The following is a 26,530-nucleotide window of genomic DNA, read 5'->3' as shown; positions in this document are numbered from 1 at the left end:
CCGGACGGGCCCTGGCACCCGCCCTCCCCGGTCCGGCGGGACCGGGGAGGGCGGGCGTGGCCGTAGCATCGGGCGGTGGACCACCAGCCCGCAGGGACGGAGAGCCCGGTGTCACGCGCGAAGCTGCTGTACTCGATGACCGTCTCGGTGGACGGCTTCGTCGCCGACCGCGAGGGCCGGATCGACTGGTCGGCCCCCGACGAGGAACTGTTCCGCGCCCACCTCGCCCGGGTCAGCGAGCTCGGTGCCACGCTGTTGGGCCGCCGACTCTACGAGACGATGCTGGTGTGGGAGACCGACCCCTCCCTGCGCGGCAGCGAGGCCGGAGCCGCCTTCGCCGACGTCTGGTCCGCGCTGCCGAAGGTCGTCTTCAGCCGCACCCTTCACAGCGTCCAGGGCAACGCGCGCCTCGCCCGCGCCCCGCTGGCCGAGGAGATCGAAGCGACCCTCGACGCATCCGACGGACCCGTCGAGATCGGCGGCGCCGAGCTCGCGGGCGCGGCCGTCACGCTCGGCCTCGTGGACGAGCTGCGGATCTTCCGCTGTCCGATCGTCCTCGGCGGCGGCACGCCCTACCTGCCGCCACTCACCGAGCCGCTGCGGCTGGAGCTGCTGGAGGCCAGGACGTTCCCCTCGCGCATTCTCTACGAGCGCTACGCGCGCGTCTGACCGCCACCGGTCGGGGCCTCCGCCGCCGGCAGGCCCACGGTGACGCGCAGCCCACCACCCGGTCGCGGGGTCAGCGCGAGGGCGCCGTCGTGCGCCTGGGCGATGCTGCGCACGATGGCGAGGCCGAGGCCTACCCCGGCGTGGTCGCTGTGGACCCGCTCGGTGCCGCGCCGGAACGGCTCGGTCAAGGTCGCGACCTGTGCCGCGGTGAGCTGCTCCCCGGTGTTCTCCACGGTGAGCAGGGCGCGGTCGCCCCGCACGGCGGTGTCGATCCACACCCGGCCGCCCGTCGGCAGGTTGTGGACGATCGCGTTGTGCACCAGATTCGTGGTCAGTTGCAGCAGCAGCGCGGGCGATCCGACGGTGAGGGTGGTCAGCTCGCCGCCGGTCTCGAGAGCGACGCCGTGCTTCTCCGCCAACGGCAGGAGCGTCTCGGTGGCCTCCTCGGCCGCCAGGGACAGGTCGACCCGCTCGCGGGTGAAGCTCCGCTGCTCGGCGCGGCCGAGCAGCAGCAGCGCCTCGGTGAGGTCGATCGCTCGGGTGTTGACGACCTGCAGGCGGGCCAGGAGCTCTTCGGTGTCGCGGTCGGGATCGGTGCGGGCCACCTCCAGCAGTGCCTTCGTGGTCGCCAGCGGGGTGCGCAGCTCGTGCGAGGCGTTTGCCGCGAACCTGCGTTGCTCGGCGACGTGGGCGTCGAGCCGGGCCAGCATGGTGTCGAAGGCGTCCGCGAGCTCGCGGAACTCGTCGCGGCGGCCGGGCAGCCGGATCCGGTGGGAGAGCGATCCGGTCGCGGCCAGGCGGGTGGCGTCGGTGATCCGCGCGACGGGTGCGAGCATGCGACCGGCCAGGAACCATCCGCCGACCAGGCCGAGCAGCAGCAGGACCGCCATCACGACGGCCGCCCGCGGCGCGAACACGCGCAGCAGCTCGGACCGGACGGGGAAGACGCCCGGAGTGGCGGTGCCACCGGTGGAGCCGGGCACGATCAGCGCGCGCTCGGGGACGTAGCGCAGCAGGAACACCCACACCGCGGCGAGCAGCAGCACGCCGGCCAGCAGCAGGAACCCGGTGTAGCTGAGCGTCAGCCGGAGCCGGACGCTCGGCCCCGGCGCCCTATCCACGGGCCGCCCCGTCGGCGCGGTCATCCTGCGGGGGCGCGTCGATCCGGTACCCGACGCCCGGCACGGTCGCGACGATCCACGGCTCGCCCAGGCGCTTGCGCAGCGCGGAGACGGTGATGCGCACGGCGTTGGTGAACGGGTCGGTGTTCGCGTCCCAGGCGCGTTCCAGCAGCTCCTCGGCGCTGACGACGCCGCCCTCGGCGGCGACGAGGACGTCGAGCACCGCGAACTGCTTGCGGGTGAGCGGCACGTAACGCCCGTCGCGGTAGACCTCGCGCCGGAACGGGTCCACGCGCAGACCCGCGATCTCCCGCACGGGCGGCCTGCTGTGGCCGCGCCTGCGGTCCAGGGCGCGTAGCCGCAACGCGAGCTCCTGCAGGGCGAACGGCTTGGTGAGGTAGTCGTCGGCGCCGAGCTCGAACCCGGAGGCCTTGTCGTCCAGCCGGTCGGCGGCGGTGAGCATCAGGATCGGCATGCCGCTGCCGGACGCGACGATGCGCCGGGCGATCTCGTCCCCCGACGGCCCGGGGATGTCACGGTCGAGGACGGCGATGTCGTAGCTGTTGACGCTCAGCATCTCCAGGGCGGTGTCGCCGTCGCCCGCGATGTCGGCGGCGATGGCCTCGAGACGCAGACCGTCACGGACGGCCTCGGCCAGGAAGGGTTCGTCCTCGACGATCAGCACGCGCATCCCCTGATGCTACGAGCAGGCGTGTATGCGCGGCGTATCGAATTCCGCATACGCGCCGACAACGGCGAGCCGTGTTGACTGGCGCCATGACCAGCACTCCGCCCACCGCGCCGCCCTCGAACGACCACCGATCGGACGGTGGCGACGCCGCCTCCGGGACCTCCCGGGCGGCGCGCGCCCGTGGTCGCGTCCGCGGCCTGGTCCGCCGTGGGGCGCGGGCCGCAGCCCGGCCCGGGACCTGGCGGCGCGGCCCGCTGCTCACGGCGTCGGCGCTGCTGCTGGGCCTGTTGATGCTGCTGCACGGACAGCTGCCGAACGGGTTCGGGAATCTGGGCAGCCTGGTGGAGACGTTGCTGCCGTGGTTCGGCGGGTTCGTCCCGCTGCTGCTGGCGGCGGCGCTGTGGCGCCGCTCCCCCGCCACGGTGGTCGCGCTGCTGCTGCCGGTGGTGGCGTGGGTGACGCTCTTCGGCGGGCTGCTGGCCGACAAGTCCCACGCGGGCGGCGACCTCACCGTCGCCGAGCAGAACGTCAACGCCGGCAACCCGGACCCGGCCGGCACCGCCCGCTCCCTGGCCCGCTCCGGCGCGTCCCTGCTGGCCCTGGTCGAGCTGACCCCGCGGGCCACCGCCGACTACGAGCGGGGGCTGGCCGGCACGTACCCGTACCACACGGTGCAGGGCACGGTCGGTCTGTGGAGCAGGCTGCCGCTGTCCGACACCCGGACGATCGACATCATGGACTTCGGACCGCTGGCGGCCCGGAAGCCGGCCGCCGCCAAGCTGACCGCGAACCGCGCGCTGCGCACCACGGTGGCCACGGACCGGGGCCCGCTCACGGTGTACGTGGCGCATCTGGGATCGGTCCGGGTGACGCCCCGGACGGGCTTCTGGACCACCTCGCGGGACATCGGCGTGCAGGCGCTGGCCGCGGCCGTCGCCGCCGATCCGAGCCCGCGGGTGCTGCTCCTCGGCGACCTGAACGGCACCGTCGACGACCGCGAGCTCGGCGGCCTCACCTCGCAGCTGCGCTCGGCCCAGGTCGCGGCCGGGAACGGCTTCGGCTTCACCTGGCCGGCGGCGTTCCCGATGGTGCGCATCGACCAGATCCTGGTGCGCGGCCTCACCCCGGACAGCTCCTGGATCCTGCCGGCCACCACCAGCGACCACCTGCCGATCGCCGCCCGTCTCAGCTGGTGAGGCCTGCGGCCTGCGCGACCCGCTCCATCAGCGCGCGCACCCCGGCCTTCGTCGCCTCGTCGACCCCGGACAGCACCACCGTGTAGTCGGTGCCACCCCGGACGGTGACCACGGCCTGCGTGTCGTGGACGACGACGCCCGTCACCAGCGCGACATGCACGCGGTTCCCTTGCCTGGCGGCATGCCCGAACAGCTCCAGCACGCGCCCGTCGAAGGAGACGACGCTGTTGCCGACGACGACGTCCTGCGGTGGCGAGGATTCCATGGCCGCCGATCATAGTGCGGCCTGGCCCGCCGGCTTCGCCCCCCATGCCAGGCACCGGCTCCGGACGTGCCGGCCCACTCCGACGTCTCCCCTCGTACCGGCCCGTCGGCCCACGATGCCATGCGCGGCCTGGCAGCATGACGGTATGGAACGCGTGCTTGGTATTGGTGGTTACTTCCTGCGCTCCGTCGCCGATCCGGAGGCCCTGGGTGCCTGGTACCGGGACTGCCTCGGTCTGGACGCGGACGAGAACGGCCTGTGGCACCCGGACGCGGGCCCGACGGTGTTCGCCACCTTCGAGCCCGGCACCGACTACTTCGGCTCCCCGACCCAGCAGATCATGCTCAACTTCCGCGTCCGCGACCTGGATGCGATGCTCGCGCAGCTGCGGGCCAAGGGCGCGGACGTGGACGCGGAGACACAGGAGATGGACGGGGTGGGCACGTTCGGCTGGGTCACCGATCCCGAGGGCCGCCGGATCGAGCTGTGGCAGCCCGCCTGACCGGAGTGACCGGCCTCAGGCGGCGGGCGCCCCGAGCGGGAGTGCGGCACGCCGGGTGGCCCCCGGTCCGGGGCGCGGGCGCTGCTCGTCGCCGTGACCGTCGCCGGGGCCGCGGGCCGACTTGACCCGCTGGCGCAGCGCCTGGGGTCCGCCCGCGCGGAAGCGGGCGAGCCAGGCGCGGACGAGATCGGGGTTGAGCCGCAGCGCCTCGGCCGCGTCGCGGATCGTGGACCGGTCGCAGGCCAGCACGATGCGCGCCCGGATCGCCAGCGCTCGCGAGGTCGCGCCCGGCAGGGTCCAGGCCTCGAGCCAGGCGCGTTCGGCGGGAGTGAGCACGAGCGGCTCCTGCTCGCCGCCGGGCGCGCCGGGAGCGAGCGGCGCCGACGGCAGCAGGACGGTGGAACCGTCGAGGTGGAAGACCGTCCGCAGGAGCACGGGCCCACCGGGGCTCTGGAGCACCCGCTCGACCCGGACCGACCCGGTGGCCGCCGGATCGGCGGCCTGCACGTGGACCCGGTCGGTGCGGCGCAGGGCGGGGAAGGCGGTGCGCAGCCCCCGGTGCAGGTCGCGCAGGTCGAGCTCGGTGGCCGGGCCCGAGGCGCCGTCGGCCCGCGTCCGCAGGCGGACGAGCGCGCCCGCAAGGGCGGGCGTCCGGTCCACGAGGAGCGGATGGAAGGTGGAGACGGACCGCTGGAGGCGGACCGCCTCCGGCGACTCGACGTCGTGCTCGAACACCACCGACTCGTGCTCGGCCGGGAGCTCCACCTCCCTTGCCCGGCCCTGGAGTTCGCTGAGCCTGCCACGGGCGCGCACCGGCCCGCGGGCGGGGACGAGCAGGCCGGGGAACTCGTCCTGCTCCTCCCCGGTCCCGGCGGGCGGCGGCAGCACGTGGGTGCCGAGACTGTCGCTCGCCAGGCGTCCCTCGGCGCGGAGCCGCAGGACGGCGGCGCGGATCGTCTGCCGGTTGGCGCCGAAGCGCTCGGCGAGGTCCCGCTCCGAGGGGATGTTGTGGCCCGGCGGGAACTCTCCGCGGCCGATGGCTTCCCCGATCTGGTCGGCGATGCGTGCGTACTTGTGGCGATCCGACGTGGACCGCTTGCTGGCCGGCATGTATGACCCCCCACAGGTCTTGTCCATGCATCGTCAAAGTGGATGGCGCAGGGCCATGATACACAATTGGTCTGGACCAATTGTGGCGGGAGGATTGCCCCTTCCGAACCGCCCGACCGGGTCCAACGGCACGCGCACGACAGGCCCTCGGCCACTGCCCGGCCCCGTACGGCGTGCCTAGCGTGGACGAGGTGGTCACTCCCTGACCCCCGCAGCACGCCGCGCACCCCGAGGAGATTCCCGTGCGTCCCCACCAGGCAGCCCAGATCGACACCATCCCGCCCCACCTGCGCGCACTGCTCGACGCGGACGAGCGACACGAGCTCGCACGCCGGCACGTCGTCGTCGGCGTGGCCGTGCTCCTCGTCCTGCTCTCGACGATCATCTCGCTGGCCGCCCTCCAGGCCGTCGCGCCATGACCGTCCTCCACGTCCCGGCGTTCGTACCCCCCACAGCGGACGAGGTCCTGCCCTGCACCCGGCAGCCCGACCTGTTCTTCGCCCCGGACGACGCGGCCGAGTCCACCCTCCAGCGCACCACACGCGTCGCCCAGGCCCGCCGCCTCTGCGACGCCTGCCCCGACCGGCGCCGCCACCAGTGCCGCACCTGGGCCCTGCGCCACCAGGAGTGGGGCATCTGGGGCGGCCACACCGAACGCGAGCACGGCTCCCGCGCCAGGTGAGCCCACCGCCACCGCGAGCCGCGAAGGGGGAGGCGGCAGCGTCCATCTCGACAACGCCGATGGCGACCGGAGAAACTCGCCCCCGTCGGCGCCCCGACGCATGGCAGAATCCAGCCATGACGACCCGAAGGGGCAATGCCGCGTAGGCCGCCCAGCGCTGTGCGCGCTCCACGACGCCCTCGTGACAGAGATCGGCGACGCGAGCAGATCGACGGTCTCGCCCGCGGCTCACAGGCGGCGGTGACTCGGCTCGAGGCCGGGAGACTGTGGTCGGGCGCAGTTTTCGATGCGCTCGTGACACTCCGCCGATTCCTCAGGAGCCCAGGGAGAGTGCTCTATCTCCCGTGGGCGAACTGCCCGTGCTGTGACGTGGTCTCGGCCCGCGACACGCTCGAGACGGCCTTGCTCGCGCTACCGCCTCGGGCCCGCGCCGATCTGCGCGTGATCGTCGACCGACTGGACGGCGAACTCCTGCGCCGGACTCTCGCGGAACCGCTGCCCCCGGCGGGTCCTTGGTGGCATCAGCGCCTGCGCGAGCAGTGAGGCGGGCGGCGGAGCCCGGGCGAGCACGCGCCTTCACGGCACGCGCAACCGCTACCCCTGCGCGTCCAGCAGAGCCTGGCCCGCCGTCGTGCGGTAGTAGAGCACGGACCGGCCGGCGCGGCGGCGTTCGACCAGGCGGGCCTCCCGCAGGATCCGCAGATGGCGGCCGACCGAGCCCAGCGGCAGGCCGGTGAGAGCGACCAACTGCGTGGTGCTGCACGGACTCTCCAGCCACGCGAGCAGCTCGGCCCTGGCCGAGCCGAGCAGTGCCGCCAGCGCGCCGGGCGCGCCCGCACCGTCCGCCGCGGCGGCCAGGACGCCCGAACACGGATACACCACCGCAAACCGGCGCCCGGATGCGGCAGGGACGGTGTCCGTGGTCACGTCCCAGCAGACCCAGCTCCGGGCGAAGGTCACCGGGACGAACAGCAGGCTCACCCCCGCCAGTTCCAGCGGCGGGCTCTCCCGGGTGGTGATCTGCAGGCGGTCGCCGCCCAGCCAGCGCATCCCCGGACGCATGTCGGCCAGCGCGGCGGCCCAGCCGCCCGCGGCGAGCCGCGTGGTGCGGGCGACGACGTCCGCCTCGGCGATGCCGCGGCGCCGCGGCCAGGTCGGCCGGACGCTCTCGCGCCACACCCGCTCCAGCAGATCGGCGGCCCGCCCCGGCAGGTCCTTGCGATCCAGCAGCCCGGCGGGCAGCCGCCCGTCCGACGACTCCACCAGATCGGCGCGGGCGACCTCTGCGGGCGTGCGGCGGATCCGGGCGAGCTCCTCCTCGAACCCCGCCCCGTCCCCTGACGGCGTCGGCGTGAGGAAGGTCGCGTTCCAGCGCGCCCCGAGCGCCGTCTCGACCAGCGCCGCCGTGATCGGGTCGGCGGCCAACCAGGCCCGGTAGTCGGCCAGATGGGCGTCCAACCAGGCGCGCTCACCTGGGTGGGCCGCCTTCGCGTCATGCAGGGTCTTCAGCGCCGCGACCGTCTCGGCGAGGGGCGAGGTCACGAACCGGCTCCCGGCGAGCGTGTCCGCGCTGACCTGCCACCAACCCATGTGGTTTCGCCTCCGTGCGAAAGTCTCACGCCCCGCCGATCATGCCAGACAGACTCCCCGCCCATGCGCACCTACCGCGACCTCTTCCGCACCCCGGAGTTCACCCCGCTGCTGCTCGCCTTCGCAGGACTGACCGGCGCGCAGACGGTCGGCGGGCTCGCCCTCGGCCTGCTCGTCCTCGACCGGACCGGCTCCCCGCTGCTCTCCTCCCTCGCCATGTTCGGACCCGCCCTGGCCCAGCTGCTGGGCGCGGCCACGGTGCTGTCCGGAGCGGACCGGCTGCCGCCGCGCGCGACGCTGACCGTCCTCGACCTGCTCTCGGCCCTGGCCACCGGGCTCCAAGCGATCCGGGGGCTGCCCGTGTGGGCGCTCTTCGCGGTGCTGCTCGCGCTGGGCCTGGCCGGATCGGTCGGCGGCGGCGTCCGCTACGGCCTGCTCCACGAGATCCTGCCACGCACGGGCTACCTGCTCGGCCGTTCGGTGTTCGGCATGTGCGCCGGGGCGGTCCAGATCGGCGGCTTCGCGGTCGGCGGCCTGCTCGTGGCGACGCTCTCACCACGCGGCGCGCTGCTCGCCGCGGCCGCCCTGCACCTGGCGGCAGCAGCGACGACCCGCTTCGGTCTGCGTCCGCGCCCGCCGCGCGCCACCGGCCGCCCCTCGGTCCCGCAGACCTGGCGCGCCAACGCCAGGCTGTGGTCCTCCCCTTCGCGCCGCAGCGTGCTGCTCGCGCTCTGGGTCCCGAACGGACTGGTGGTCGGGGTGGAGTCGCTCTACGTCCCCTACGCGCCGGGGAGCGCGGGGCTGCTCTTCGCCGTCGGGGCGCTCGGCATGCTCCTCGGGGACGCGGTGGTGGGACGTCTGCTCCCCTCGTCCTGGCGCCACCGGGCCGCGGTCCCGCTGTGCGCTCTGCTCGCCGCTCCCTACCTGCTCTTCGCTCTGCGTCCGGCCCCGGCGGCGGCAGCGGTCCTGGTGGCGATCGCCACCGTCGGCTACGGGTCCGGCCTGCTCCTCCAGGACCGCCTGCTGGCGCTCACCCCGGACGAGTCGAGCGGCCACGCCCTCGGCCTGCACAGCTCCGGCATGCTCGCCATGCAGGGCCTCGGCGCCACTGCGGCGGGCACCGCCGCCCAACTCACGTCCCCGGCCATCGGCATGACACTGACCGCGGCCGCCTCCCTGACGGTCACCGCGCTGCTGGCCCGACGGCTCTCTTGACGCACGGCCGCGCTCGGGGAGCGGCGGGTGCACACCTCGAGCAGGGGCCGGCTGTGCACGGTTGGCACCCGGCATTGTCCGACCGTTGCCGTACGTTGGTGCCGACCGACCGCATGTGCCGTCCCAGCCCGAGGAGTTCCATGGTCGACACCATCAACTCGCTCGCCTCCCGCGTCCATGAGCTGCTGGTGGCGAACCTGACCAATCCGGCGGCCTCGGCCGCCGACGTCGCCAAGGGCCTCCACGACGTCATCGCGCGCGCCACCGCGCTCGGTCCGGACGCGGCCTGGCTGGTCGGCGCCGGGCACAGCGGGCTCGCCGCCGTGGCCTTCCTGCACCGGCAGATCGACCGGGCGCTGTCCCATCTCGACGCCGCCGTCACGGCCGGGTTCAACGACTGCGTCGCCCTCCACGCTTCCGCGCTCCGGCCGCTGCACGAGGACCCCCGCTTCCGAGCGATCTACGAGCGGATCCGGATCACCATGGCCGACCTCGACGAACTCACCTGGATACACCAGGAGATGCACCACATGTCCCGGGACGCCGCGAGGGCCTCCACCGAGAACATCGGCCGCCTCGACATGGGGATCTCCCGGCTCCCCCAGGCCTTCATCCCGACCCGGGTGCCGAACACCCCCGGCGTCCGGATCGCCCGGATCGACCTCGCCGCCACGCAGACCGCGCTCCAACGCGCCATCATGAAGGCCAAGATCAGCCGCGCCGGGGGGAACGCCTCCATCAGCGCCGTCTCCTACAACCGGAACGACTCCCGCGCCCGCCAGGACGCCTGGCGAGCCGACGACCTGGACTCCCAGCGCCGCCAGGCCGCCACCGCCCGCGCCTTCGTCGAGCGCCCTGGCGTCAGCACGCTGGTCGTTCCCTGTCCGCCGCTCGGGTCACTCGTCTGTCCGGGCTGAGTCGGCCGCAGGCCCTCAACCGCCGATCCGCTGGGACCAGTCGGCCGGGACGCGGCCGGCCGGGCCGGGGACGGGTTGGTCCAAGGGGTGGCTGTCGGGGGCGGCGAGGTCGGGGCCGGATTCGTAGAACTCCGAGGTGTCGTAGTTCCAGAACCAGACCTCGCCCGGTTCGAAGCTGCGGATCACCGGGTGGCCGGTCTCCTTGGCGTGTGCGGTGGCGTGCTTGGACGGCGAGTCGTCGCAGCAGCCGATGTGGCCGCAGCGCGCGCAGCGGCGCAGGTGGAGCCACCAGCCGCCGGCCGCGTCGCATTCGACGCAGCCGGTGCCGCTCGGCGGGACGGTGGGGTCGATCGGGCTCTCGGCGCTCATCGCGGCTCCTGTTTCGGATCGGTCGTCACAGCGGACTCGGACGGTGGGGGGTCGACGGGCAGGCGGATCTGGAAGCGGGTGTCCCCCGGGGAGGACGTGAGGCGCAGGTCGCCGCCGTGCCGGGTGACCACGATGCGCCAGGAGATGTCCAGACCGAGGCCCGTGCCCTCGCCGACCGGCTTGGTGGTGAAGAACGGGTCGAAGACCCGGCTCTGGATCTCGGCGGGGACGCCGGGCCCGGTGTCGCGGAACTCCACGAGCACCCGGTCGCCGTCCCGCGCGGTGCGCACGGTGAGGGTTCCGGTCCCGTCGCCGGTGTTGCGCATGGCCCAGGCGGCGTTGTCGATGAGGTTCGTCCAGACCTGGTTGAGTTCGGCGGGGTAGCCGGGGACGGTCGGCAGGGCGCGGTCGTAGTCGCGCACGACAGTGATCCCGGGGCTGAGCTTCCCGTCGAGGAGCAGCAGCGTGCTGTCCAACAGCTCGTGCACGTCGGCGTTGCGGTACGGCACCCGGTCCAGCTGGCTGTACTGCTTGGCCGCGCCCACCAGCGCGGAGACGCGGTGGGTGGCGTCCTCGATCTCGCCCAGCAGCAGTTCGGACTCGACGGTGCAGCCGAGCCAGTCCAGCGTTCCGGGCAGCAGGGGCTCGGGGACGGCGTCGGCGATCTCCTCCAACCAGTCGGTGCCCAGCCCGGCCTGGACCAGGACCGGTGCCAACTGGGAGGCGTCGGCGACGTCGTGGTCCGCCAACCAGTCGTCGACCTCGTCCTCACGATCCGCCGCCTCGAGCGGCCCGAGCGGCTCGCCCCGGCCCATCCGACCGATCGTCAGGTCCTGCAGCTCGCCCAGACAGGAGAGTTCCTCCCCGTGCGGCGGCTTCGCAGCGAGCGCGCCGAACTCGCGGCGGGTCCGGGCGATGCGTTCGCGCAGCGTCGCCGTGGCGCGCATCGCGGCCGCCGCCGGGTTGTTGAGCTCGTGGGTCAGCCCGGCCGTCACCGAGCCCAGGGCGAGCAGTCGTTCGCGCTGGCCGATGGCCTCCTGCGCGGTCTTGAAGCCGAAGAACAGACCCTCCAGCAGGTGGACCGCCATCGGGAACCAGGCGTGCATGACCTCCGCGAAGGCGTCCGCGGGCAGGACGAAGAAGCGGGACCGCTCGGTCACCCGCAGCGTGTTGTTGTAGACCTGCGGCACCTGGTCGCCCAGGTAGGCCTGGAAGGCCCCGGCGTAGACCCCGGGCGCGGAGGTGCGGCTGACGTCGACCTCCTGGCCTCCGACGTCGCGCGAGAGCACGACGGTGCCGTGGAAAAGGACGTACAGGTTCTCGGCCGGGTCGCCCTCGCGGTACACCGGGCCCGGCTCGAACCACTGGACGTGGCCGTCCCGGCACAGGCGGCGGAGCTGCTCGGGGGTGAGCTTCTCGAAGAGGAAGAGCGTGCGCAGCTCCTCCTCGCTGCACAGGGCCGGACCGGCCGGGCGGGTGGTCATGACTGCTCCAGGTAGCGGTGCGCGAGCATGACGGCCATGGCGCCCTCCCCGACGGCGGAGGCGACCCGTTTGGCGGACTCCGCGCGCACGTCGCCCGCGGCGAAGACACCCGGCACGCTGGTCTCCAGGTGGTACGGCGGCCGGTCCAGGGTCCAGCCGGCGGGCGGGCGCCCGTCGGCGGTCAGGTCGGGACCGGTCAGCACGAAGCCGTGCGCGTCGCGCAGCACGGTGCCGTCCAGCCAGTCGGTGAGCGGCTCGGCGCCGATGAAGACGTACAGCCACTGCGCGTCGACCCGCTCGGCCTCGCCGGTGGCCCGGTTGCGCAGGGTCAGCCCCTCCAGGTGCTCCTCGCCGTGCGCTGTCTCCACGACCGTGTCGGTGCGCACCTCGATCTTCGAGGAGTCCTGGACCCGCTGCAGCAGGTAGTACGACATCGACGCGGCCAGCTGCGACGCCCGCACCAGCAGCGTGACCCGCCGGGCCGTCCGTGACAGGAACATCGCGGCCTGACCGGCGGAGTTCGCGCCGCCGACGATGTAGACGTCCTGCCCCTGGCAGGCCGCCGCCTCGGTCAGAGCCGAACCGTAGAAGACCCCGCGCCCGGTCAGCTCGGCCGCGCCCGGCACGTTCAGCTGCCGGTAGGAGACGCCCGTCGCCAGGATCACGGCCTGCGCGGAGACGGCGGCGCCGTCGGCGAACCGCAGGGTGCGGGCGGCGCCGTTCACCTCCAGGCCGGTGACCTTGCAGGCGGTGAGCAGTTCCGCGCCGAACTTGGTGGCCTGGCGCCGGGCCCGCTCGGTCAGCTGGGCGCCGGAGACGCCGTCGGGGAAGCCGAGGTAGTTCTCGATGCGGGAGCTCTGCCCGGCCTGGCCGCCCGTCGCCTCGCGCTCCACCAGGACCGTCCGCAACCCCTCCGAGGCCCCGTAGACGGCCGCGCCGAGCCCGGCCGGGCCGCCACCGACGACGACCAGGTCGTAGAAGTCGGCCGCAGGGGTCGTCGACAACCCCACCTGCGCGGCCAGGTCCCGCTCCGACGGCTCGACGAGCACCGTGCCGCCGGGGGTGACCACCAGCGGCAGCCGTAGCCCCGACTCCCCCGCGGCGGCCAGCAGCCGCCTGCCCTCGGGCTCCTCGCTGGAGTACCACCGGTAGGGCACCTGGTTGCGGGCCAGGAACTCGCGGATCTGCGAGGACTGCGCCGACCAGCGGTGGCCGACGACCTTGGTGGTGTCCACGGCCAGGCCGTCGGTGACCCGCCACGACTCCAGCAGGTCGTCGACGACCGGGTAGAGCTTCTCCTCGGGCGGCTCCCACGGCTTGAGCAGGTAGTGGTCGAGGTCGACGACATTGATGGCGTCGATGGCGGCGTCGGTGTCCGCGTAGGCGGTCAGCAGCACCCGGCGCGCACCCGGGTAGAGGTCGAGCGCCTCCTCCAGGAACTCGATGCCGTTCATCTGCGGCATCCGGTAGTCGGCGAGGATCGCCGCCACCGGCACGCCGCGCAGCTTCAGCTCCCGCAGGGCCTCCAGCGCGGACGCGCCGGACTCGGCACGGACCACCCGGTAGCGGTCCCCGTAGCGGCGGCGCAGGTCCCTGGCCACCGCACGGGAGACGGCGGGATCGTCGTCCACGGTCACGATCACGGTCCGCACCGCGTCGGCGGCCTCTGCCATGGTTCACCACCCGGAGCTGTCGCAGGGCTGTGGCTTGTGGGCACCACCTTTCCAGTCCCCGTGCCGGTGCGCACCACGGCGCGTTCCGAATCGGCAGCGAAGCGGCCGATCCAGGGCCGCCCTGGGGCGGGGACCCTACACTCGCGCCATGATCATCATCATGGGCGGCGCAGCGCGCGCCGCAGCCGCGGCAGCAGTGGCATGCCTGGCAGCGGGATGCAGTGGCGGCCCTGGGCCTTCTCCGCAGGCCTCCGCCGGTGCGGCGACGACGTCCGCGTCGCCCTCGACGCCCGCCCCGGCACCCACGTTCGCGGCGACGCCCCCGTCCGAGGAGCGGGCGGTGCTGGGCGCATGGCTCGACGAGGTCGGCAACCCGGACACCAGCGCGATCACCGCTGCCGTGCGGCCGGTCGTGACCGACATCCAGCGCCTGGACTTCGCCGACCTCCCGGCGCGGTGCACCGGTCTGGCCCAGGTTGTCGTCACCCTGCAACAACACCGGCCGGTGCCGGACGCCGCCGCCGAGACGCAGTGGTCCAAGGCCCTGGCGGATCTGCACCTGGCGGCCACCACCTGCGTCCCCGCGGCCGGCCGTCAGGATGTGACGGGCCTGCACCGGACCGGGAACGCCATGATGGCGGCCGTGGGTGAGTTCACCGCCTTCGCGACGCGGATCTCACAACTCAGTTCCTGATCTCGCGATCCGTGACACCTTGCGCGCCACGACCATCCATTCCGTACTGTGATACTCGGTCACTCCGCCGTCGCGAGGTTCGCATCCGTACCACTACGATGCGTGAGCCTGCGTCAGGGGGTGCCAGGCGACGGCGATCGAGGGGGACACGCGTGCGGCCACTGCAGGACTCCGACCCACGGCAGCTGGGACAGTACCGGCTGCTGGCCCGGCTGGGTGCCGGCGGGATGGGACGGGTCTACCTGGCGCACTCGTCCACGGGCCGGACCGTCGCGGTCAAGGTCGTACGCCAGGACCTGAGTTCGGACGACGAGTTCCGCGAACGGTTCGCGCGTGAGGTCGAGATGGCCCGGGCTGTCTCGAGCCGGTGGACGGTGCCCGTCGTCGACGCCGACACCGAGGCGCAGACCCCCTGGCTGGCCACCGCCTACATCCTCGGCCCCACGCTGGGCGAGGCGTTGGCCGACCACGGGCCGCTGCCCGAGTCGAGCGTGCGGGCGCTGGGCGCGGGGCTCGCCGAGGCGCTGGTCGGCATCCACGCCGCCGGGCTGGTCCACCGCGACCTCAAGCCCGGCAACGTGCTGCTCTCGCCGGAGGGCCCGCGGGTCATCGACTTCGGCATCGCGCGGGCCGTCGACGGGACCAGGATCACCGGGACCGGCGTGGTCGTCGGCTCACCGGGGTTCATGTCACCCGAGCAGGCCTCGGGTGCGGCAACCGGACCCGCCGGGGACGTGTTCGCTCTCGCCTCCGTGCTGGCCAACGCCGCGACGGGCCGGGCGCCCTTCGGCGAGGGCAGCGCGGCCGGCCAGCTCTACCAGGTCGTCCACGGCCAACCCGACCTGACCGGTGTCCCGGCCGCCCTCACGCACATCCTCGCGCCCTGCTTCGCCAAGGACCCCGCACGGCGCCCGGCGCCACGCGACCTCGCGGCCGTGCTGTGCCCGCAGGGCGCCACCGCCGCACTGACGGGAGCATGGCTGCCCGGCCCGGTGACCGCGGCGATCGCCCGCGCCGCCGCCCAGTTGGTCGACCTGGAGTCGCCGAACCGCCTCCCGCCCGGCGCGCGCGGCGGCGACCTCGGCGGACACGGCAGCCCCGGCGGCTGGGGACCGGGAGCGCCGACGCCCGCCGACGGCGTCCCGGGGCCCTCGATGGCCTGGTCCGACGGCGGGCCCAGGGACGGGACGGTGCTGCTCTCCCCGGGCCACGAGGGCGTCACCTCCCCCGGGCCGGCCTCGCCGTCGCGACGTCGACTGCTCGCCGGAGTGCTGGCCGCCGCCGGCACCGCGCTGGTCGGCGGCGGCGCCGTGCTCGCCTACGACCTCACCGGCAAGACGCACGCGAACGCGGGCGGCGGCGGTCGCGGAGCGGGAGCGGCCGGTCCCTCGGGCGGCTTCAGCGTCAAGCCGTCCGCCCGACCGGCGGGTGTCGCGCCCGAGCCGGTGTGGAGCGTGCGACTGACCAAGCCTGCCGACGCCACGCCCCTGGTGGTCGGGCAGACGGTGCTGGTGAAGACCGAGGACAACGCTGGCAGCGTCGGGGTCGCCACCCTGACCGGGCTCGACCTGGCCACCGGCCGACAGCGCTGGAGCGACCCCGGGTACGGGGACCTGAACGACCTGACCGCCTTCGGCACCGACGTGCTGGCCGTCAACCGCGACGGAGGCCTGGTCGTGGTGGACGCCGCGACGGGCAGCCCGGTGCGGACCGTCCCGCCGGATCCCGGCCACGTCTTCATGTCCGTACTGACGGTCAATGCCTCGACCGCGTTCGTGCTCGGCCGACAGGTCTCGGCCACCCCCGGGACCGGCGGTCCCGCCGCCTACACGCTCACCGCGGTGCGGGTCGCCGACGGCGCCCGGCTGTGGCAGCAGCAGACCGGCACCGGCGACCACGCCCTGCCCTCCTCCGCCGTCGCCGACGACCAGCAGGTCGTCCTCGCCGACCACACCCACCAGTTGACCGCCCGTACGGTCGCCTCCGGCGCGGTCCGGTGGACCGCCGGCCTCGGGGAGAGCAGCGACCTCGCCGGCAACCCGCCGGTCGACCTCACCCTCGCGAGCGGCGTCCTGCTGGCGGCCCGCGGCCGGCTGACGGCATGGAACCCGTCGACCGGAACGCACCTCTGGTCCCAGGGCAGCCTCACCGCCGACGGCGGGCAGGACTCCTACAGCCCCACCGCGCTCAGCGCGGACGGCACCCGCGCCTACTGCGTCCACAACGGCGTCGGCCAGCTCGTCGCCTCCGACGTCCGCTCCGGGCAGACCCGCTGGACCATCGACTACCCCAACCCGACCTACCACCGCCCGGTGCTGGCGGGCGGCCTGATCCTGCTCGGGGTCACCGGGCAGCCGGTGCTGGTGGCGCTGAAGTCCGCCGACGGCGGCGACGAATGGCAGTACCGGGACAGCAGCGACGACTCCGGCAACGAGTGGCGGCTGACGGCGGTACCGAGCGCGGGCGTCGTCCTCGCGCTGACCGGCAGCGGCGTCCTGGCGGCGCTGCCCGCCGACTGACGGACCCAGGAACGGACCGACGGACGGACCGGCCGACGGAATGACCGACCGACGGAATGACCGACTGACGAGGAAGGAAGAGAAGGTGCAGCCAGACCACGGGGGCGAGTTCGGCACGTCCCGACCCGGGCCGGACGCGTATCCCCCTGCCCAGCCGAGCCCTACGGGCCCACCCGCGACCCCCGCCGCACCGAGATGGTCCTGGCCGAACCAGCAGCAGCCCCCGGGCCCGCCCGGGCAGCCGTCCCAAGGCCCGACGGGATGGCCGTCCCAAGGCCCGGGTGAACCCGCGGCCACCGCCCAGCCCGGCGGGTGGATCCCCGCGCAGCAGTCGGCGCGGGCCTCCGGCGCTCCGGTGCACCCCACTCTCCCGGACCCGCTCGCCACCGGCGGCAGCCTGGAGCCGACCGCCGTCGACCACGGGCGACGGCACCTGCTGTGGAGCATCGGGGCCGGTGTGGTCCTCGCGGGCGGCACCGCCCTCGGATACGCGCTGACCCGCGGCGGCACGGGCTCCGGGCACGGCAGGGCGAGCGGCTGGCCGGGGGCCGGTACCTCCTCGCGGCCCGCCGAGCCCACCGCCTCCACCGTCGCCTCGCCCCCGGCGTCCCACGCGCCCGGGACCGCGCCGCAGCCGCTGTGGCGGATCAGCCTCAACCGGGCCTCGCAGGAGCGGCCCGTGCTGGCGGCGGGCAAGGTACTGGTCAAGGCCAACGTGACCAAGGACGCCACCGAGATCGCCGACCTGCAGGCGTACGACCAGGCCAAGGGGACCCTGAGCTGGACGTATCCCGGCGTCGCGGCGCTCGACGTGACACACGCCTACGTTGCCGGGAACCACGTCGTGATGCGCGAGGAGATGGGCACCGTCCTCGTCCTGGACCCGGCCACCGGTCGCAAGAGCGGCGACCTCGGCCCGGGCACCGGCGTGTACGTCCTGGTCGTGGAGGCCACCAACGGCAACACCGTCTACACCTGGGGCACCTACAACCCCGGTGGGGACGGGCTGGCCAACAGCGCCCCGGCCACGGTCGCCGCCTGGGACGCGACGACCAACCAGCTGTTGTGGCACCAGCCCGGCCTCGGCACCCTGGCGGTCGTCCAGCCGACCTACCTCGCCGGCCAGGGGCCGCTGGTGTTCAGCGTCGACATCGCCGACCACGTGACGGGCCGCGACCCCGCCACCGGCAAGGCCCTGTGGGACGTCAACATCGGTTCCGAGCCGGGCATCGGCGCGAAGGGCGTGGCGTTCAACGCCGTCTCCGAGCCGCTCGGGCTGTTCTTCACCACGCGCCGCAAGACCGTCGCCTGGGACGCCCGGACGGGTGCCAAACGGTGGGGGATCGAGCCCAGCACGCCCGCCAACCACTTCGGCAACTCCCTGCTCTCCCCCGACGGCCGCACCCTCTACACGACCGAACTCGGCCCGGCCAACGCCGTGATGGCGGTCGACGCGGCCACCGGCAAGGTCCTGTGGCGCGCCTCGCCCGGCGCCCTGCGCACCGACGGCGGCGCGATCGCGCTCTGCGGCCCCGACGTCCTGGCCGTCCCGGCCGCCTCGGGCACGGACGGCTTCTGGGTGCTGTCCACCTCCGACGGCTCGCACCGCTGGAGCTACAGCGAGCCAGGCACGACGACCCAGCCGTGGGACATCGCCAACGACCCGGCCGCCACCGTGGTCGCGGCGCTGCAGGGCAACACGCTGGTGGTGCTGCCCCTGCAGTGAGGCTCACGCCGGGCCGTTCGCCGGGGCGGGCGCCTCGGCCGCACCGCTGCTCCGGCGATGGACGGCGAGCAGGTGACCGGTCAGGGCGAGCCCGGCCAGCAGGGCGAGCAGCGCGCAGACGCCCGGCCAGCCGGCCCGGCCCCACAGCTGCGCGCCGAGCCAACTCCCGGCGCTTCCGCCGCTGTAGGCGCAGGTCATGTAAGCGGTCTTCAGTCGGCCACGGGCGTTCGGGCGCAGGGCGTAGACCCGGGCCTGGTTGGCCACCATGCCCGACTGCATCGCGACGTCGAGGAGCAGCATGCCGAAGGTCAGTGCCGCCAAACCCACGGCGCCGCCCCCGGTTCCGGCGACGAGCAGCGCGGCGGAGGCGAGCACGCCGACGATGCAGACCAGGTTCACCCCGTCGGGCCCGCGGCGGTCCACGAGGCGGCCGACGAACGGGGTGCAGCACATCGTCGCCGCGCCGACGAGGGCGAACGTACCGACGGACGCGGCCCCGAGCCGGTAGGACGGACCGGTGAGCAGGAAGGCCAGGCCGGTCCAGGCGGCCGAGAAACCGCCGAAGACGGCCGCCTGGTTGAGGCTCGCGTGACGCAGGGAGGGCTCGGCGCGCAGCAGCCGCAGCGGCTCGGTCAGCAGTGTCCGGTAGGGCTCGCGCGCCGGTGGCACGCCCGGCGGCACGGCCAGGCGGACGACGGCCGCCAGCAGCAGCGTCGCCGCCGCCGCGACGAGGTAGGGAGCGCGCCAGCCCAGCCACTGACCGAGCGTCCCGCTGAAGGCGCGCGCCAGCAGCATGCCGCCGGTGGAGCCGCTGAGCAGGATGCCGATCACCGATCCCTGGCGGTCGGCCGCCGTGAGCGACGCCGCCAGCGGGCCGACGACCTGGGCGGCCACGGAGGTGAGCCCGACGAGCCCGCCGGCGACCACCAGCACGGGGAGCGCCGGTGCGCACCCTGCCGCCACCAGACCGGCACCGCTGAGCACGAGCAGGGCGACCAACAGGGACCGGTTCGGCAGCCGATCGCTGAGCGGCGCCAGCAGCACGATGCCGACCGTGTAGCCGACCTGCGTGGCCGTCACCGCGAGCGCAGCCGCGTCGGCGGGGACGTGCAACGAGGCCGCGGCGACCGGTGTCAGGGCCTGCGGGAAGTAGACGTTCCCCACCGCCACGCCGCACACCACGGCGAGCACGAGCGTCAGGCGACGGCTCGGCCGTCCTGTCTGTGTCATGCGTTCCAGTGCAGGGCATCCCCGCGCACCGGCCCATCGATGTAGCCTGGAGCTTAATGATCAGCTTCGAGCTCGGCGTCGAGGACCTGGCGGACACGAGGTTCGCGGTCTCGCCCTTGCACGAGACGCTGATGAGCCTGCGCGTGCTGCAGGACCCCGGCCTGTCCGCGGTGCACCTGCCCTGGCGCAGAGCGGTGCTCGGCCGACTCGACGGCATCGACACCGGGCTGCTGATGTCGCTGGTCGCGCGCAGGCGTACCATCCCGGACTTCCTGACGCCCAATCCGACACAGTTCGCGCCCGCCTTCGAGGCCGAGCTCGCCCTGGTGCGGCGCACGCCCCCCGCCCGGGTCCGCCACGACCTGGTCCTGGCCCACGCGCCGGACCCGCTGCCCGCCGCGCTCGCCGCTGCCGGGACCGGTGCCGGTGCCACCGAGAACGAAGGCCACGTCGCGGCTCTCCGGGACGCCGTCTGCGACCTTCTGCAGCAGTACTGGGAGCTCGCCGTCGCCCCCGGTTGGCCGCAGATCCGCCTCGTGGTCGAGGCCGACATGACCTACCGCGCCCGTCGGCTGGCCACCGGCGGGGCCCGACTGCTCTTCGCCGACATGCACCCGAACCTGCGCTGGGACGACGGCGTGCTGCACATCAGCCAGATGATCAGCCGTCACCGTGTCGCGGCCGCGGGGCGCGGACTGCTGCTGATGCCGTCGGTCTTCGCCCACAAGCCGGCGCCGCCCGTCAGCCCGGACGAGGCGCCGTCGCTGGTCTACCCGTGCCGCGGCACGGCGACGCTGTGGGCGCCGACTCCCCCGCCCGCGGCCGAGGCGCTCGTCTCACTGCTGGGCGCTCCGCGGGCCCGGCTGCTCGTCCTTCTCGCGGAGCCGCTGCCCACGGTCGAGCTCGCCCGCCGCCTCGAGGTCACCCCGAGTGCCGTCTCCCAGCACCTGCAGGTGCTGCACGCGACCGGCCTGGTCGCCCGGGCCCGGCAGGGACGCCAGGTCCTCTACCGGCGCAGCGCCCTGGGCGACCGGCTGACGCCGTGATCCGGCTATGCCTTCGCGGCCGAGTCGAGGTGGCCCGCCTTCGCCTCCTCGACCAAGGAGGCGAACTGGTCGGCGCTCATCTGGATCCGCTGGCCGAAGTCGTCGGTCAGCACCACCCGGCGCTCCGCGGGGGCGCTCGGGTCGACGAAGAGCTGCGGGCAGCCGCAGTCGCAGTTGCCGCAGAACGTCGCCACCGGCTCCAGCCGGCTCGTCTCACGCTGGTCCATGTCCACTCCCCGCGTCGAGGCCGTACGGCCGCCCCGCTCGGGTCGGCCCGGTCACGGCATACCCGAGCGTGCGGTCCGGAACCGGCGTCCGGTCGCCGCCCGGGAGCACGCGGGAGCGGATCTCTGCGCCCGGGCGCCCCCCGTGCATGCCCGCCGGGGGTATCACCCCGACGACCCGAAGGATCGCCGCCGGTTCGCCACCCCCGCTGTCCGTGGCCGAATGGCACATGCCAACTCTGCTGGACTTGATGTCAATAGCCGCCGGTCAGCGGCATTCTGGACACGGCAGACCGCACGCCACCGCTCGACCCGAGGGGTTCCACACCCATGCCATCACCCACCGACGAGGCCGCCTCCGTGCGCGCCACCCCCGCACCACGGCCCGTCGACGGCAATCGCCTCGGCGAGACGCTGGCGACCGAACTGCGCGCCGCGCTCGGCCGCCACGGCATCACGCTGCCGTCCCTGCACGCCGACCATCCACTCGGCAACAAACCCCTGATCATGCTCGGGCGGGTCAACCAGGACACGGCGGAGCGCCTGACCGCGCTGCTGGACTCCATCGAGCCGGCGAAGGACTGACGGCTCCCCGCCCGCCGCACTCCCCGTCCCGGCGGCACCATCCCCCGTGACCGCCGGGACGGGGGCCCGGCCAAGAGCCGCACACGCAGGGATGCCGTCCAGGTCGGCTTCGGTCTCAGCCGGCCTCCCGCACCCGCGCAGCGGTCCGCTCGGCGAGCTCGCGGATGCCGTTGGCCGCGTGCTCCGAGAGCTCACCCAGGACGGCATCCGCGGCCGCGAGGAGGGCACGGGCCTCCTCGGGGCGACACGCGTCCACGAGGGCGAGGGTGAGCCGGTAGTGCTCCTCGGCGATGAAGCGGCCGAGGTTGACCTGCTGCCAGTGGCGCAGGGAGTCGTCGCCCGGGTTGAACAGGGCACCGCGGACGGCGGCGAGGCTCGCCACCGCCTGGGGCAGTTGGCCCGCCTCCCGCTCCAGGCAGGCCAGGGTGTGCCGGGCCGAGGCCCGGTCCCATGCCGTGTCCTGAAGGGCGGCGTACAGGCGCTGGGCGCGCAGCGCCTGGGGAAGATCGCCGAGTTCCTGGAAGTCCCGGGCGAGCCCGCTCAGCGGAGCCGTGTCCAACGTGCGGGGCGCCTCAGGGCGACGGAGTCTGCTCTGGTCCATGGAGATGCTGTCGAGTTCGCGGATCAGCGTCACCCGTGCGAGATCCGTCATCCCCTGGCATCGCGCCAGATCGATCCATGTGGAGACCGGCTCGTCCGACGGGTCCGTCCCGAACATCGACTCGTCGAGCGCCCGCGCCCACTGCTGCAACTCGTCCGCGCTCGCACCCGGTTCCGGCATGCCGCCCAGGCCGCACGCGGTGTCGAAGTCCGTCTCCCGGACCGCGAGCAACAGGGGCAGGTCCCCGGTGTCCCCGCGCAGCCCCACCAGCACGGCCGCGAGCCGCAGCTCGTCCGTCATCGACGAGCGTGCCTCGTGCCGCAGCAGATGACGCAGCAACTCCTGATCGCCCTCGGCCCGGTCGAACTGCGCTGCCCGCAGGGTGATCCGGCGACGCGTCGGATCCTCGGCGACGTCCCGCCAGGCCGAACGGTCGCCGTCCCGGAGCCGGGCGAGATCGGCGCGGCCCGCCGCGAGCACCGGCTCCCACAGCGGGGGGCCGGCCGGGCCGATCCGCTCGTAGGCACACCCCTCGTCCGCGTTGAGCAGGACGTAGCCCGGCTCGGTGCGCAGCAGTGCGGCATGCAGCCTGCCCACCAACTCGGCCGGGGAGCGCTCCGGGAAGCCCATCGCCGTGCGGAGCTCGGCCCGCTCCTCGTCGATTCCGTAGTACTCGCGGATCTCGTCCTCGGCCTCCGCGACACAGGTGAGGATCTTGTCCTCGCCGTCGTCCGGCGACAGACGCGCGTACCCGCGCCAGCCGGGCAGTCCGATCACGAGCTCCAGGGCCTCGTCGACGCTGGAGCCGATGATCCCCGCGGCGCCTTCGGAGTCCGCGTAGAGCACGGAGCCGTCCGCGCACACGAAGTACGTACCGCCGGTGTCGTCCCCGGCCACCGTCTCCAGCGGCCCGCCCGAGGCGAGGCGGACCTCCTCGACATGGCCGTGGACGGCCCGGTCCAGGTCGAAATCGAAGGGGAAGGCCGCCAGTTCCGCCAGGCGGCGGTCCTGCCGAAGCAGCCGTAGTGCGTGATCGGTCATGACGCAGAACGTAACACCGGCCACCGACAGCCGGCGGCTGCCCGACCACGCCCGTCCGCGGCGGCCGCCGGACCGAGGCCCGCCCCGGAATGCGCGGGGTCCGGCCGGGGTTGATCCGGGTGTTCGCGAGGGGTTCCCGGTGAGGTGAGGACGATGGACGAGGGCGTGGGCCGCAGTCGGCGGCAGGAGTTCACGACGGCGTGCGGGCGGCGGATCCGTGTGGGCGAGTTCCGGGTGGCGCTGGGCTCGCGGGCCCACGCGCGGGTGACGCTGGACGTCGGCCCGGAGCCCGGCGGGCGGTCGCGCGCCTGGGCGGGGCTCACCCCGGACGAGGCGCGCGCCGTCGCCCACCTGCTGCTGCGCCAGGCTGCGGAGGCGGAGGACGAGGGCGCCGCCCCCGTCCCCGCGTCGCAGTGACGTCGCAGTGACGTCGCAGTGACGGTGACCTGCCGGGCCTACTTGGCGTAGACCGCGACGAAGTCCCGGGTGGCCTGGGTGTAGTAGCGGTCGGCGGCCTCGCCGAAGTCCAGGATGTTGCTGGGCTTGGGGTCGGTCCGGGAGACGGTCGAGTCGTAGCTCATGAAAGACGGCCAGGCGCCGTTCATGTCGAGCGGCATCGCGCGGACGGCGCCGGCGTGCTGCATGAGTTCGGCGAGGGTGCGGGCGGACAGGGCCTGGCCGACGACCATGACGATGTCGCCCTTGGCGGTGACCCCGACGCCGGAGCGCTCGACGAACTTCTTGCCCTGGTACGCCCAGCCGTACTGGTAGGGCACGTCGATGTCGTCGGCGAGCCGCCCGCCGTCGACCATGAGCTTCAGGCACTGCCGGACCCCGACCACGTCCGGGGTCATCCGCACGTCCCGCCCCCAGGTGCCGATCCGGATGGACCCGTCGCGGTAGAACACCTCCGAGGCGGCGCCGTCGCGCAGGGTCCCGTCGGTGCGGCCGTCGAGGTAGAAGCCGCCCTTCGAGGTGCCGTCGGTGATCCGGAAACCGCCGTTCCAGGTGGCCATGAGCCCGGTGCGCTGCCCGACGGGGATGGTCGGCGGGACGGCGAAGCTGCCGCCGGGCTCCATGAAGCCGGGATGCAGGTGGAAGGTCGCGTGCGCGGCGCTGATCCAGGCCACCGCGGCCTCGTAGGAGGTGTGCTCGGTGTCGGGGCGCACGTAGGTGCCCTGGACGAGCGGCAGGCCGTGGTAGCTGACCAGCGTCCGCCAGACACCCTCGCCGGGGAGCCGGGGGGTGACGCTGGTCGGCATCGGGGCCTGCAGGGGGACGGCGGTCGCCGCGCTCGCGCTCTGCGTCGCCCGCATCCGCTCCAGCGCCTCCGGCGAGAGCGATCCGCCGACGCGGGGCGGGTCCAGCGCGTACTGCCAGTCCTCGAGTTGGTTGACCACGAGGCCGAGGTCGTGGTCGCGCCCCCACTCCGCGAGCCGGGCCTCGACCCCGTCCCTGCCGGGGTAGGTCAGGGCCTGGCCGACCGACCAGCCGAGCCAGGCGGTGCACACCACTCCCACCGCGAGCACGCTGCGCGTCACGATCCGGCGGCGGCGCAGCTGACCGGGGGTCAGGTCGCGGCGGTGCTTCCACGGCAGCAGGCGCCGACGGCGCCCTCGCGGTGGCTTGGCGGGGGCTTCGTCGGTGGTGGTCATGGTGGTTCCCTCGTCCCGGGCGGCGGCATGGCACCGAGGCGGCCAGGCGCGGTCTGCGACCTCGGGCGCCTGCCGTTCATCGGCTTGTCTGACTGCATCCATGCCGTGCCCGGCGACGGGTGACACCTGATCCGGCGTCGAATCACCCGCACGACGGCGGTGGCGCCGAGTCCCCACCGGCCGAACAGGGACGGGCGTCCGGCCGGGCCAGCAGCATCGGGCGCTGGGGGCCGAAGACCGGGTGGGTGGTGGCCCGCTGGACGGCCGCCGCCGCCTGACGGATCCGCGGCAGCGCCGCGTAGAGCGAGGAGCCGGGGCAGTAGGTGCAGTCCGCGTCGGTGTGGCCCGAGACCGCCGCGAAGGTGGCCCGGCTGCCGGCGCGGTAGCGGCTGAGCGAGTCGCAGCAGGTGAGCGTCGTCGTCGACAGTGCGTCCACGCCGCCGAGGCTCAGCTTCCACGCCGCCAGGCCGCTGATGGCCCGCAGCATCGCCGCGGGCACCTCGGTCCCTTCGGTGAAGGTGCCGATCGCGGCGATCCCGACGGTGCCGACGTTGAATCCGCTGACGTGCGCACCGATCACCGGCTGGTCGATCCCGCCGTGGCGCCCCTCGTAGACGGTGCCGAACCGGTCGACCAGGAAGTTGTAGCCGATGTCGTCCCAGCCCTGACGGCCCGTGTGGTCGTCGAAGATGCTCCAGATGATGTCCGGGACCTCCCCCGCCCCGTACTCGTTCCCGCTGTCGGTGTGGTGCACGAAGGCGGCCCGCACCCCGCTCGCGTAACGCGGCGCGGGCAGCGGACCCTTGTGCGGGGCGACGGTGTCCCAGTCGGCCCGGCGCACGATCGCGGGCTGGTTCGCGACCCACCGCACCGCGGCCGGGTCGGCCCACGCGCGCGGAGCCTGTTTCGGCCTCGACCCGAACTCCGCCGCGGCCCACGCGGTCGCAGCGGTCACTCCTCCGGCCAGGGCGACCTGGGCCGCCCTGCGCAGCATCAAACGCCGTTCGACGAGCATGCCCACGACGATAAGCACGATTGTCGCATTCGGGCCGGTCCCTCCCGACCACACGGCGTGTCCGTCACGCGGACGGGCTCACGCCGTGACGTGGTCGGAGACCGCGACGACGAGCAGGCGGGTGTCGGGGGCGGTGCTGCGCCAGCGGTGCCGGACCCCGCCGGCCAGGTAGAGCGTGTCGCCCCGGCGCAGCAGGTGGACCCGGCCGTCGGCCTCGACCTCGACCGTTCCGTCGACGACGTGGAGCAGCTCGTCGTTGGGGTGCAGGAACTCCCGGTCCGCTGCGTGCTCACCGGTGAACTCCAGGGCGTGGAGCTGCCGTCGGCCGCGCACCAGGCTGCGCGTCCCGGCGTCCCGGGCCAGGCCCGCGTCGTCGTCGGACGACCGGACCAGGTCGACCGGGCGGTCGACGGCGTCGGCGGCCGCGAGCAGGTCGACGGCGGTGGTCTCCAGCCCGTCGGCGATGCGCTGGAGCGAGCGCATGCTCGGGCGGGCGCGGGCGTTCTCGACCTGGCTGAGGAACGGGGCCGACAGGCCGGTGCGCAGGGCGACCTGGGCCAGCGTCAGGTCGAGGCTTCGGCGCCGGCGCCGGACGGCGCCGCCCAGGCGCGCCTCCCCCTGTTCCGATTCGTCCATGATCACCGCTCCTCCCTGCAGCCACCTTACGCACCCTCCCGGCACGTTTCGCACGGCTGCAACACAGTCGTCAC

Annotated in this window: 28 protein-coding genes; 14 read left to right on the top strand and 14 right to left on the bottom strand. The window is 74.0% G+C overall.

All coding sequences use genetic code 11. The annotated features are described in order from the left end of the window. Positions 1-75 precede the first annotated feature (75 nt). Positions 76-669, top strand: a complete 594-nt coding sequence (locus BMY61_RS19715; protein ID WP_236655957.1) for a dihydrofolate reductase family protein — start codon at positions 76-78, stop codon at positions 667-669. On the opposite strand, the gene BMY61_RS19710 is transcribed toward BMY61_RS19715, so the two are convergent. Together BMY61_RS19710 and BMY61_RS19705 are read right to left on the bottom strand one after the other, a co-directional pair. Beyond that, positions 654-1,790, bottom strand: a complete 1,137-nt coding sequence (locus BMY61_RS19710) for a sensor histidine kinase (protein ID WP_042445886.1) — start codon at positions 1,788-1,790, stop codon at positions 654-656. The two genes, BMY61_RS19715 and BMY61_RS19710, sit on opposite strands and share 16 nt — an antisense overlap. Continuing rightward, positions 1,783-2,481 carry a response regulator transcription factor gene (locus tag BMY61_RS19705; RefSeq protein ID WP_042445698.1) on the bottom strand — a complete coding sequence of 233 codons (699 nt, stop codon included), beginning with the start codon at positions 2,479-2,481 and terminating at the stop codon, positions 1,783-1,785. Before BMY61_RS19705 ends, BMY61_RS19710 begins: the two co-directional genes overlap by 8 nt. A gap of 86 nt (positions 2,482-2,567) precedes the next feature. Between BMY61_RS19705 and BMY61_RS19700 the strand changes: the two genes are divergently transcribed. Further along, positions 2,568-3,677, top strand: coding sequence for an endonuclease/exonuclease/phosphatase family protein (locus BMY61_RS19700; protein ID WP_161791233.1), 1,110 nt, complete (start codon positions 2,568-2,570; stop codon positions 3,675-3,677). On the opposite strand, the gene BMY61_RS19695 is transcribed toward BMY61_RS19700, so the two are convergent. Then, positions 3,667-3,942 (bottom strand): hypothetical protein, encoded by a 276-nt coding sequence (locus tag BMY61_RS19695; RefSeq protein ID WP_042445695.1) that lies wholly within the window; start codon positions 3,940-3,942, stop codon positions 3,667-3,669. The genes BMY61_RS19700 and BMY61_RS19695 overlap by 11 nt on opposite strands. 145 nt (positions 3,943-4,087) lie before the next feature. Here BMY61_RS19695 and BMY61_RS19690 point away from each other — a divergent pair, with 145 nt between their 5' ends. After that, a complete protein-coding gene (locus tag BMY61_RS19690; protein WP_042445691.1) occupies positions 4,088-4,444 on the top strand; it encodes a VOC family protein in 357 nt (118 codons plus the stop codon). A 15-nt stretch (positions 4,445-4,459) separates the two neighbouring features. On the opposite strand, the gene BMY61_RS19685 is transcribed toward BMY61_RS19690, so the two are convergent. Next, the gene (locus BMY61_RS19685) at positions 4,460-5,554 is read right to left on the bottom strand and encodes a GntR family transcriptional regulator (protein WP_052438566.1); all 1,095 of its coding nucleotides are present in this window, start codon (positions 5,552-5,554) and stop codon (positions 4,460-4,462) included. 242 nt (positions 5,555-5,796) lie between these two features. Here BMY61_RS19685 and BMY61_RS46325 point away from each other — a divergent pair, with 242 nt between their 5' ends. From BMY61_RS46325 to BMY61_RS47740, 3 genes are all read left to right on the top strand, one after another. Then, complete coding sequence (locus BMY61_RS46325) at positions 5,797-5,973, top strand: hypothetical protein (RefSeq protein WP_161791232.1); 177 nt, start codon at positions 5,797-5,799, stop codon at positions 5,971-5,973. Further along, a complete protein-coding gene (locus tag BMY61_RS19680) occupies positions 5,970-6,236 on the top strand; it encodes a WhiB family transcriptional regulator (RefSeq protein WP_052438565.1) in 267 nt (88 codons plus the stop codon). The genes BMY61_RS46325 and BMY61_RS19680 overlap by 4 nt, the downstream gene beginning before the upstream one ends. Positions 6,237-6,566: 330 nt before the next feature. Further along, positions 6,567-6,779 (top strand): hypothetical protein, encoded by a 213-nt coding sequence (locus BMY61_RS47740; protein ID WP_244904214.1) that lies wholly within the window; start codon positions 6,567-6,569, stop codon positions 6,777-6,779. A gap of 51 nt (positions 6,780-6,830) precedes the next feature. On the opposite strand, the gene BMY61_RS19670 is transcribed toward BMY61_RS47740, so the two are convergent. Continuing rightward, a complete protein-coding gene (locus BMY61_RS19670; protein ID WP_042445687.1) occupies positions 6,831-7,826 on the bottom strand; it encodes an ArsR/SmtB family transcription factor in 996 nt (331 codons plus the stop codon). A 63-nt stretch (positions 7,827-7,889) separates the two neighbouring features. Between BMY61_RS19670 and BMY61_RS19665 the strand changes: the two genes are divergently transcribed. Together BMY61_RS19665 and BMY61_RS19660 are read left to right on the top strand one after the other, a co-directional pair. After that, positions 7,890-9,041: an MFS transporter gene (locus BMY61_RS19665; protein WP_042445685.1), complete on the top strand. Its 1,152-nt coding sequence runs from the start codon at positions 7,890-7,892 to the stop codon at positions 9,039-9,041. Positions 9,042-9,181: 140 nt separating this feature from the next. Beyond that, positions 9,182-9,958 (top strand): hypothetical protein, encoded by a 777-nt coding sequence (locus tag BMY61_RS19660; protein WP_042445683.1) that lies wholly within the window; start codon positions 9,182-9,184, stop codon positions 9,956-9,958. Positions 9,959-9,973: 15 nt separating this feature from the next. Here BMY61_RS19660 and BMY61_RS19655 read toward each other — a convergent pair whose 3' ends face one another. Genes BMY61_RS19655 through BMY61_RS19645 form a run of 3 tightly spaced genes read right to left on the bottom strand, consistent with a single transcriptional unit; the run spans position 9,974 to position 13,484 of the window. Next, positions 9,974-10,327: a UBP-type zinc finger domain-containing protein gene (locus tag BMY61_RS19655; RefSeq protein WP_042445680.1), complete on the bottom strand. Its 354-nt coding sequence runs from the start codon at positions 10,325-10,327 to the stop codon at positions 9,974-9,976. Continuing rightward, the gene (locus BMY61_RS19650; protein ID WP_042445679.1) at positions 10,324-11,811 is read right to left on the bottom strand and encodes an ATP-binding protein; all 1,488 of its coding nucleotides are present in this window, start codon (positions 11,809-11,811) and stop codon (positions 10,324-10,326) included. The genes BMY61_RS19655 and BMY61_RS19650 overlap by 4 nt, the downstream gene beginning before the upstream one ends. Then, positions 11,808-13,484: an NAD(P)/FAD-dependent oxidoreductase gene (locus BMY61_RS19645; RefSeq protein WP_042445676.1), complete on the bottom strand. Its 1,677-nt coding sequence runs from the start codon at positions 13,482-13,484 to the stop codon at positions 11,808-11,810. The genes BMY61_RS19650 and BMY61_RS19645 overlap by 4 nt, the downstream gene beginning before the upstream one ends. Positions 13,485-13,632: 148 nt before the next feature. Here BMY61_RS19645 and BMY61_RS46320 point away from each other — a divergent pair, with 148 nt between their 5' ends. From BMY61_RS46320 to BMY61_RS19630, 3 genes are all read left to right on the top strand, one after another. Beyond that, entirely contained in the window at positions 13,633-14,178 is a 546-nt protein-coding gene (locus BMY61_RS46320; RefSeq protein WP_161791231.1) for a hypothetical protein, read from the top strand. 152 nt (positions 14,179-14,330) lie between these two features. Further along, entirely contained in the window at positions 14,331-16,697 is a 2,367-nt protein-coding gene (locus BMY61_RS19635) for a protein kinase domain-containing protein (RefSeq protein ID WP_052438564.1), read from the top strand. A gap of 355 nt (positions 16,698-17,052) precedes the next feature. Continuing rightward, positions 17,053-18,423, top strand: coding sequence for an outer membrane protein assembly factor BamB family protein (locus tag BMY61_RS19630; RefSeq protein WP_042445667.1), 1,371 nt, complete (start codon positions 17,053-17,055; stop codon positions 18,421-18,423). 3 nt (positions 18,424-18,426) lie between these two features. On the opposite strand, the gene BMY61_RS19625 is transcribed toward BMY61_RS19630, so the two are convergent. Continuing rightward, positions 18,427-19,653, bottom strand: a complete 1,227-nt coding sequence (locus BMY61_RS19625; RefSeq protein WP_042445665.1) for an MFS transporter — start codon at positions 19,651-19,653, stop codon at positions 18,427-18,429. 56 nt (positions 19,654-19,709) lie between these two features. Here BMY61_RS19625 and BMY61_RS19620 point away from each other — a divergent pair, with 56 nt between their 5' ends. Then, positions 19,710-20,699 (top strand): ArsR/SmtB family transcription factor, encoded by a 990-nt coding sequence (locus BMY61_RS19620; RefSeq protein WP_042445662.1) that lies wholly within the window; start codon positions 19,710-19,712, stop codon positions 20,697-20,699. A 5-nt stretch (positions 20,700-20,704) separates the two neighbouring features. On the opposite strand, the gene BMY61_RS19615 is transcribed toward BMY61_RS19620, so the two are convergent. Continuing rightward, positions 20,705-20,926 carry a hypothetical protein gene (locus BMY61_RS19615; protein WP_042445659.1) on the bottom strand — a complete coding sequence of 74 codons (222 nt, stop codon included), beginning with the start codon at positions 20,924-20,926 and terminating at the stop codon, positions 20,705-20,707. Between the two features lie 327 nt (positions 20,927-21,253). On the opposite strand from BMY61_RS19615, the gene BMY61_RS19610 reads away from it, so the two are divergent. Continuing rightward, a complete protein-coding gene (locus tag BMY61_RS19610) occupies positions 21,254-21,508 on the top strand; it encodes a hypothetical protein (RefSeq protein WP_042445656.1) in 255 nt (84 codons plus the stop codon). 115 nt (positions 21,509-21,623) lie between these two features. Here BMY61_RS19610 and BMY61_RS19605 read toward each other — a convergent pair whose 3' ends face one another. Then, complete coding sequence (locus tag BMY61_RS19605; protein ID WP_042445652.1) at positions 21,624-23,150, bottom strand: hypothetical protein; 1,527 nt, start codon at positions 23,148-23,150, stop codon at positions 21,624-21,626. A gap of 153 nt (positions 23,151-23,303) precedes the next feature. Here BMY61_RS19605 and BMY61_RS19600 point away from each other — a divergent pair, with 153 nt between their 5' ends. Continuing rightward, on the top strand, positions 23,304-23,567 hold the full coding sequence (locus BMY61_RS19600; protein WP_042445649.1) for a hypothetical protein: 264 nt from the start codon (positions 23,304-23,306) through the stop codon (positions 23,565-23,567). A 38-nt stretch (positions 23,568-23,605) separates the two neighbouring features. Here the strand turns inward: BMY61_RS19600 and BMY61_RS19595 are convergent, their stop codons facing one another. The 3 genes from BMY61_RS19595 to BMY61_RS19585 all read right to left on the bottom strand — a co-directional run bounded on the left by BMY61_RS19595 (position 23,606) and on the right by BMY61_RS19585 (position 26,456). Beyond that, positions 23,606-24,805, bottom strand: coding sequence for a phosphodiester glycosidase family protein (locus BMY61_RS19595; RefSeq protein ID WP_042445648.1), 1,200 nt, complete (start codon positions 24,803-24,805; stop codon positions 23,606-23,608). 142 nt (positions 24,806-24,947) lie between these two features. Next, entirely contained in the window at positions 24,948-25,820 is an 873-nt protein-coding gene (locus BMY61_RS19590; protein WP_143094436.1) for an N-acetylmuramoyl-L-alanine amidase, read from the bottom strand. Positions 25,821-25,898: 78 nt separating this feature from the next. Continuing rightward, positions 25,899-26,456 carry a helix-turn-helix domain-containing protein gene (locus BMY61_RS19585; RefSeq protein ID WP_042445868.1) on the bottom strand — a complete coding sequence of 186 codons (558 nt, stop codon included), beginning with the start codon at positions 26,454-26,456 and terminating at the stop codon, positions 25,899-25,901. Between the last annotated feature and the right edge of the window lie 74 nt (positions 26,457-26,530).

Origin of the sequence: Streptacidiphilus jiangxiensis (genome assembly GCF_900109465.1) — a bacterium.
Taxonomy (GTDB): Bacteria; Actinomycetota; Actinomycetes; order Streptomycetales; family Streptomycetaceae; genus Streptacidiphilus; species Streptacidiphilus jiangxiensis.
Note: the sequence above shows the minus strand (reverse complement) of the source record. Positions and strands in the feature narration are given on the sequence as shown.

Bases quoted from the DNA above. Each gene is read 5' to 3' on its own strand.
- BMY61_RS19590 (WP_143094436.1), bottom strand. From the start codon at position 25,820: ATGCTCGTCGAACGGCGTTTGATGCTGCGCAGGGCGGCCCAGGTCGCC.
- BMY61_RS46320 (WP_161791231.1), top strand. From the start codon at position 13,633: ATGATCATCATCATGGGCGGCGCAGCGCGCGCCGCAGCCGCGGCAGCA.
- BMY61_RS19670 (WP_042445687.1), bottom strand. From the start codon at position 7,826: ATGGGTTGGTGGCAGGTCAGCGCGGACACGCTCGCCGGGAGCCGGTTC.
- BMY61_RS19610 (WP_042445656.1), top strand. From the start codon at position 21,254: ATGCCATCACCCACCGACGAGGCCGCCTCCGTGCGCGCCACCCCCGCA.
- BMY61_RS19700 (WP_161791233.1), top strand. From the start codon at position 2,568: ATGACCAGCACTCCGCCCACCGCGCCGCCCTCGAACGACCACCGATCG.
- BMY61_RS19605 (WP_042445652.1), bottom strand. From the start codon at position 23,150: ATGACCGATCACGCACTACGGCTGCTTCGGCAGGACCGCCGCCTGGCG.
- BMY61_RS19650 (WP_042445679.1), bottom strand. From the start codon at position 11,811: ATGACCACCCGCCCGGCCGGTCCGGCCCTGTGCAGCGAGGAGGAGCTG.
- BMY61_RS19705 (WP_042445698.1), bottom strand. From the start codon at position 2,481: ATGCGCGTGCTGATCGTCGAGGACGAACCCTTCCTGGCCGAGGCCGTC.
- BMY61_RS19680 (WP_052438565.1), top strand. From the start codon at position 5,970: ATGACCGTCCTCCACGTCCCGGCGTTCGTACCCCCCACAGCGGACGAG.
- BMY61_RS19695 (WP_042445695.1), bottom strand. From the start codon at position 3,942: ATGGAATCCTCGCCACCGCAGGACGTCGTCGTCGGCAACAGCGTCGTC.
- BMY61_RS19655 (WP_042445680.1), bottom strand. From the start codon at position 10,327: ATGAGCGCCGAGAGCCCGATCGACCCCACCGTCCCGCCGAGCGGCACC.
- BMY61_RS19685 (WP_052438566.1), bottom strand. From the start codon at position 5,554: ATGCCGGCCAGCAAGCGGTCCACGTCGGATCGCCACAAGTACGCACGC.
- BMY61_RS19665 (WP_042445685.1), top strand. From the start codon at position 7,890: ATGCGCACCTACCGCGACCTCTTCCGCACCCCGGAGTTCACCCCGCTG.
- BMY61_RS19645 (WP_042445676.1), bottom strand. From the start codon at position 13,484: ATGGCAGAGGCCGCCGACGCGGTGCGGACCGTGATCGTGACCGTGGAC.
- BMY61_RS19620 (WP_042445662.1), top strand. From the start codon at position 19,710: ATGATCAGCTTCGAGCTCGGCGTCGAGGACCTGGCGGACACGAGGTTC.
- BMY61_RS19625 (WP_042445665.1), bottom strand. From the start codon at position 19,653: ATGACACAGACAGGACGGCCGAGCCGTCGCCTGACGCTCGTGCTCGCC.
- BMY61_RS19600 (WP_042445649.1), top strand. From the start codon at position 23,304: ATGGACGAGGGCGTGGGCCGCAGTCGGCGGCAGGAGTTCACGACGGCG.
- BMY61_RS19615 (WP_042445659.1), bottom strand. From the start codon at position 20,926: ATGGACCAGCGTGAGACGAGCCGGCTGGAGCCGGTGGCGACGTTCTGC.
- BMY61_RS19585 (WP_042445868.1), bottom strand. From the start codon at position 26,456: ATGGACGAATCGGAACAGGGGGAGGCGCGCCTGGGCGGCGCCGTCCGG.
- BMY61_RS19660 (WP_042445683.1), top strand. From the start codon at position 9,182: ATGGTCGACACCATCAACTCGCTCGCCTCCCGCGTCCATGAGCTGCTG.
- BMY61_RS19690 (WP_042445691.1), top strand. From the start codon at position 4,088: ATGGAACGCGTGCTTGGTATTGGTGGTTACTTCCTGCGCTCCGTCGCC.
- BMY61_RS19595 (WP_042445648.1), bottom strand. From the start codon at position 24,805: ATGACCACCACCGACGAAGCCCCCGCCAAGCCACCGCGAGGGCGCCGT.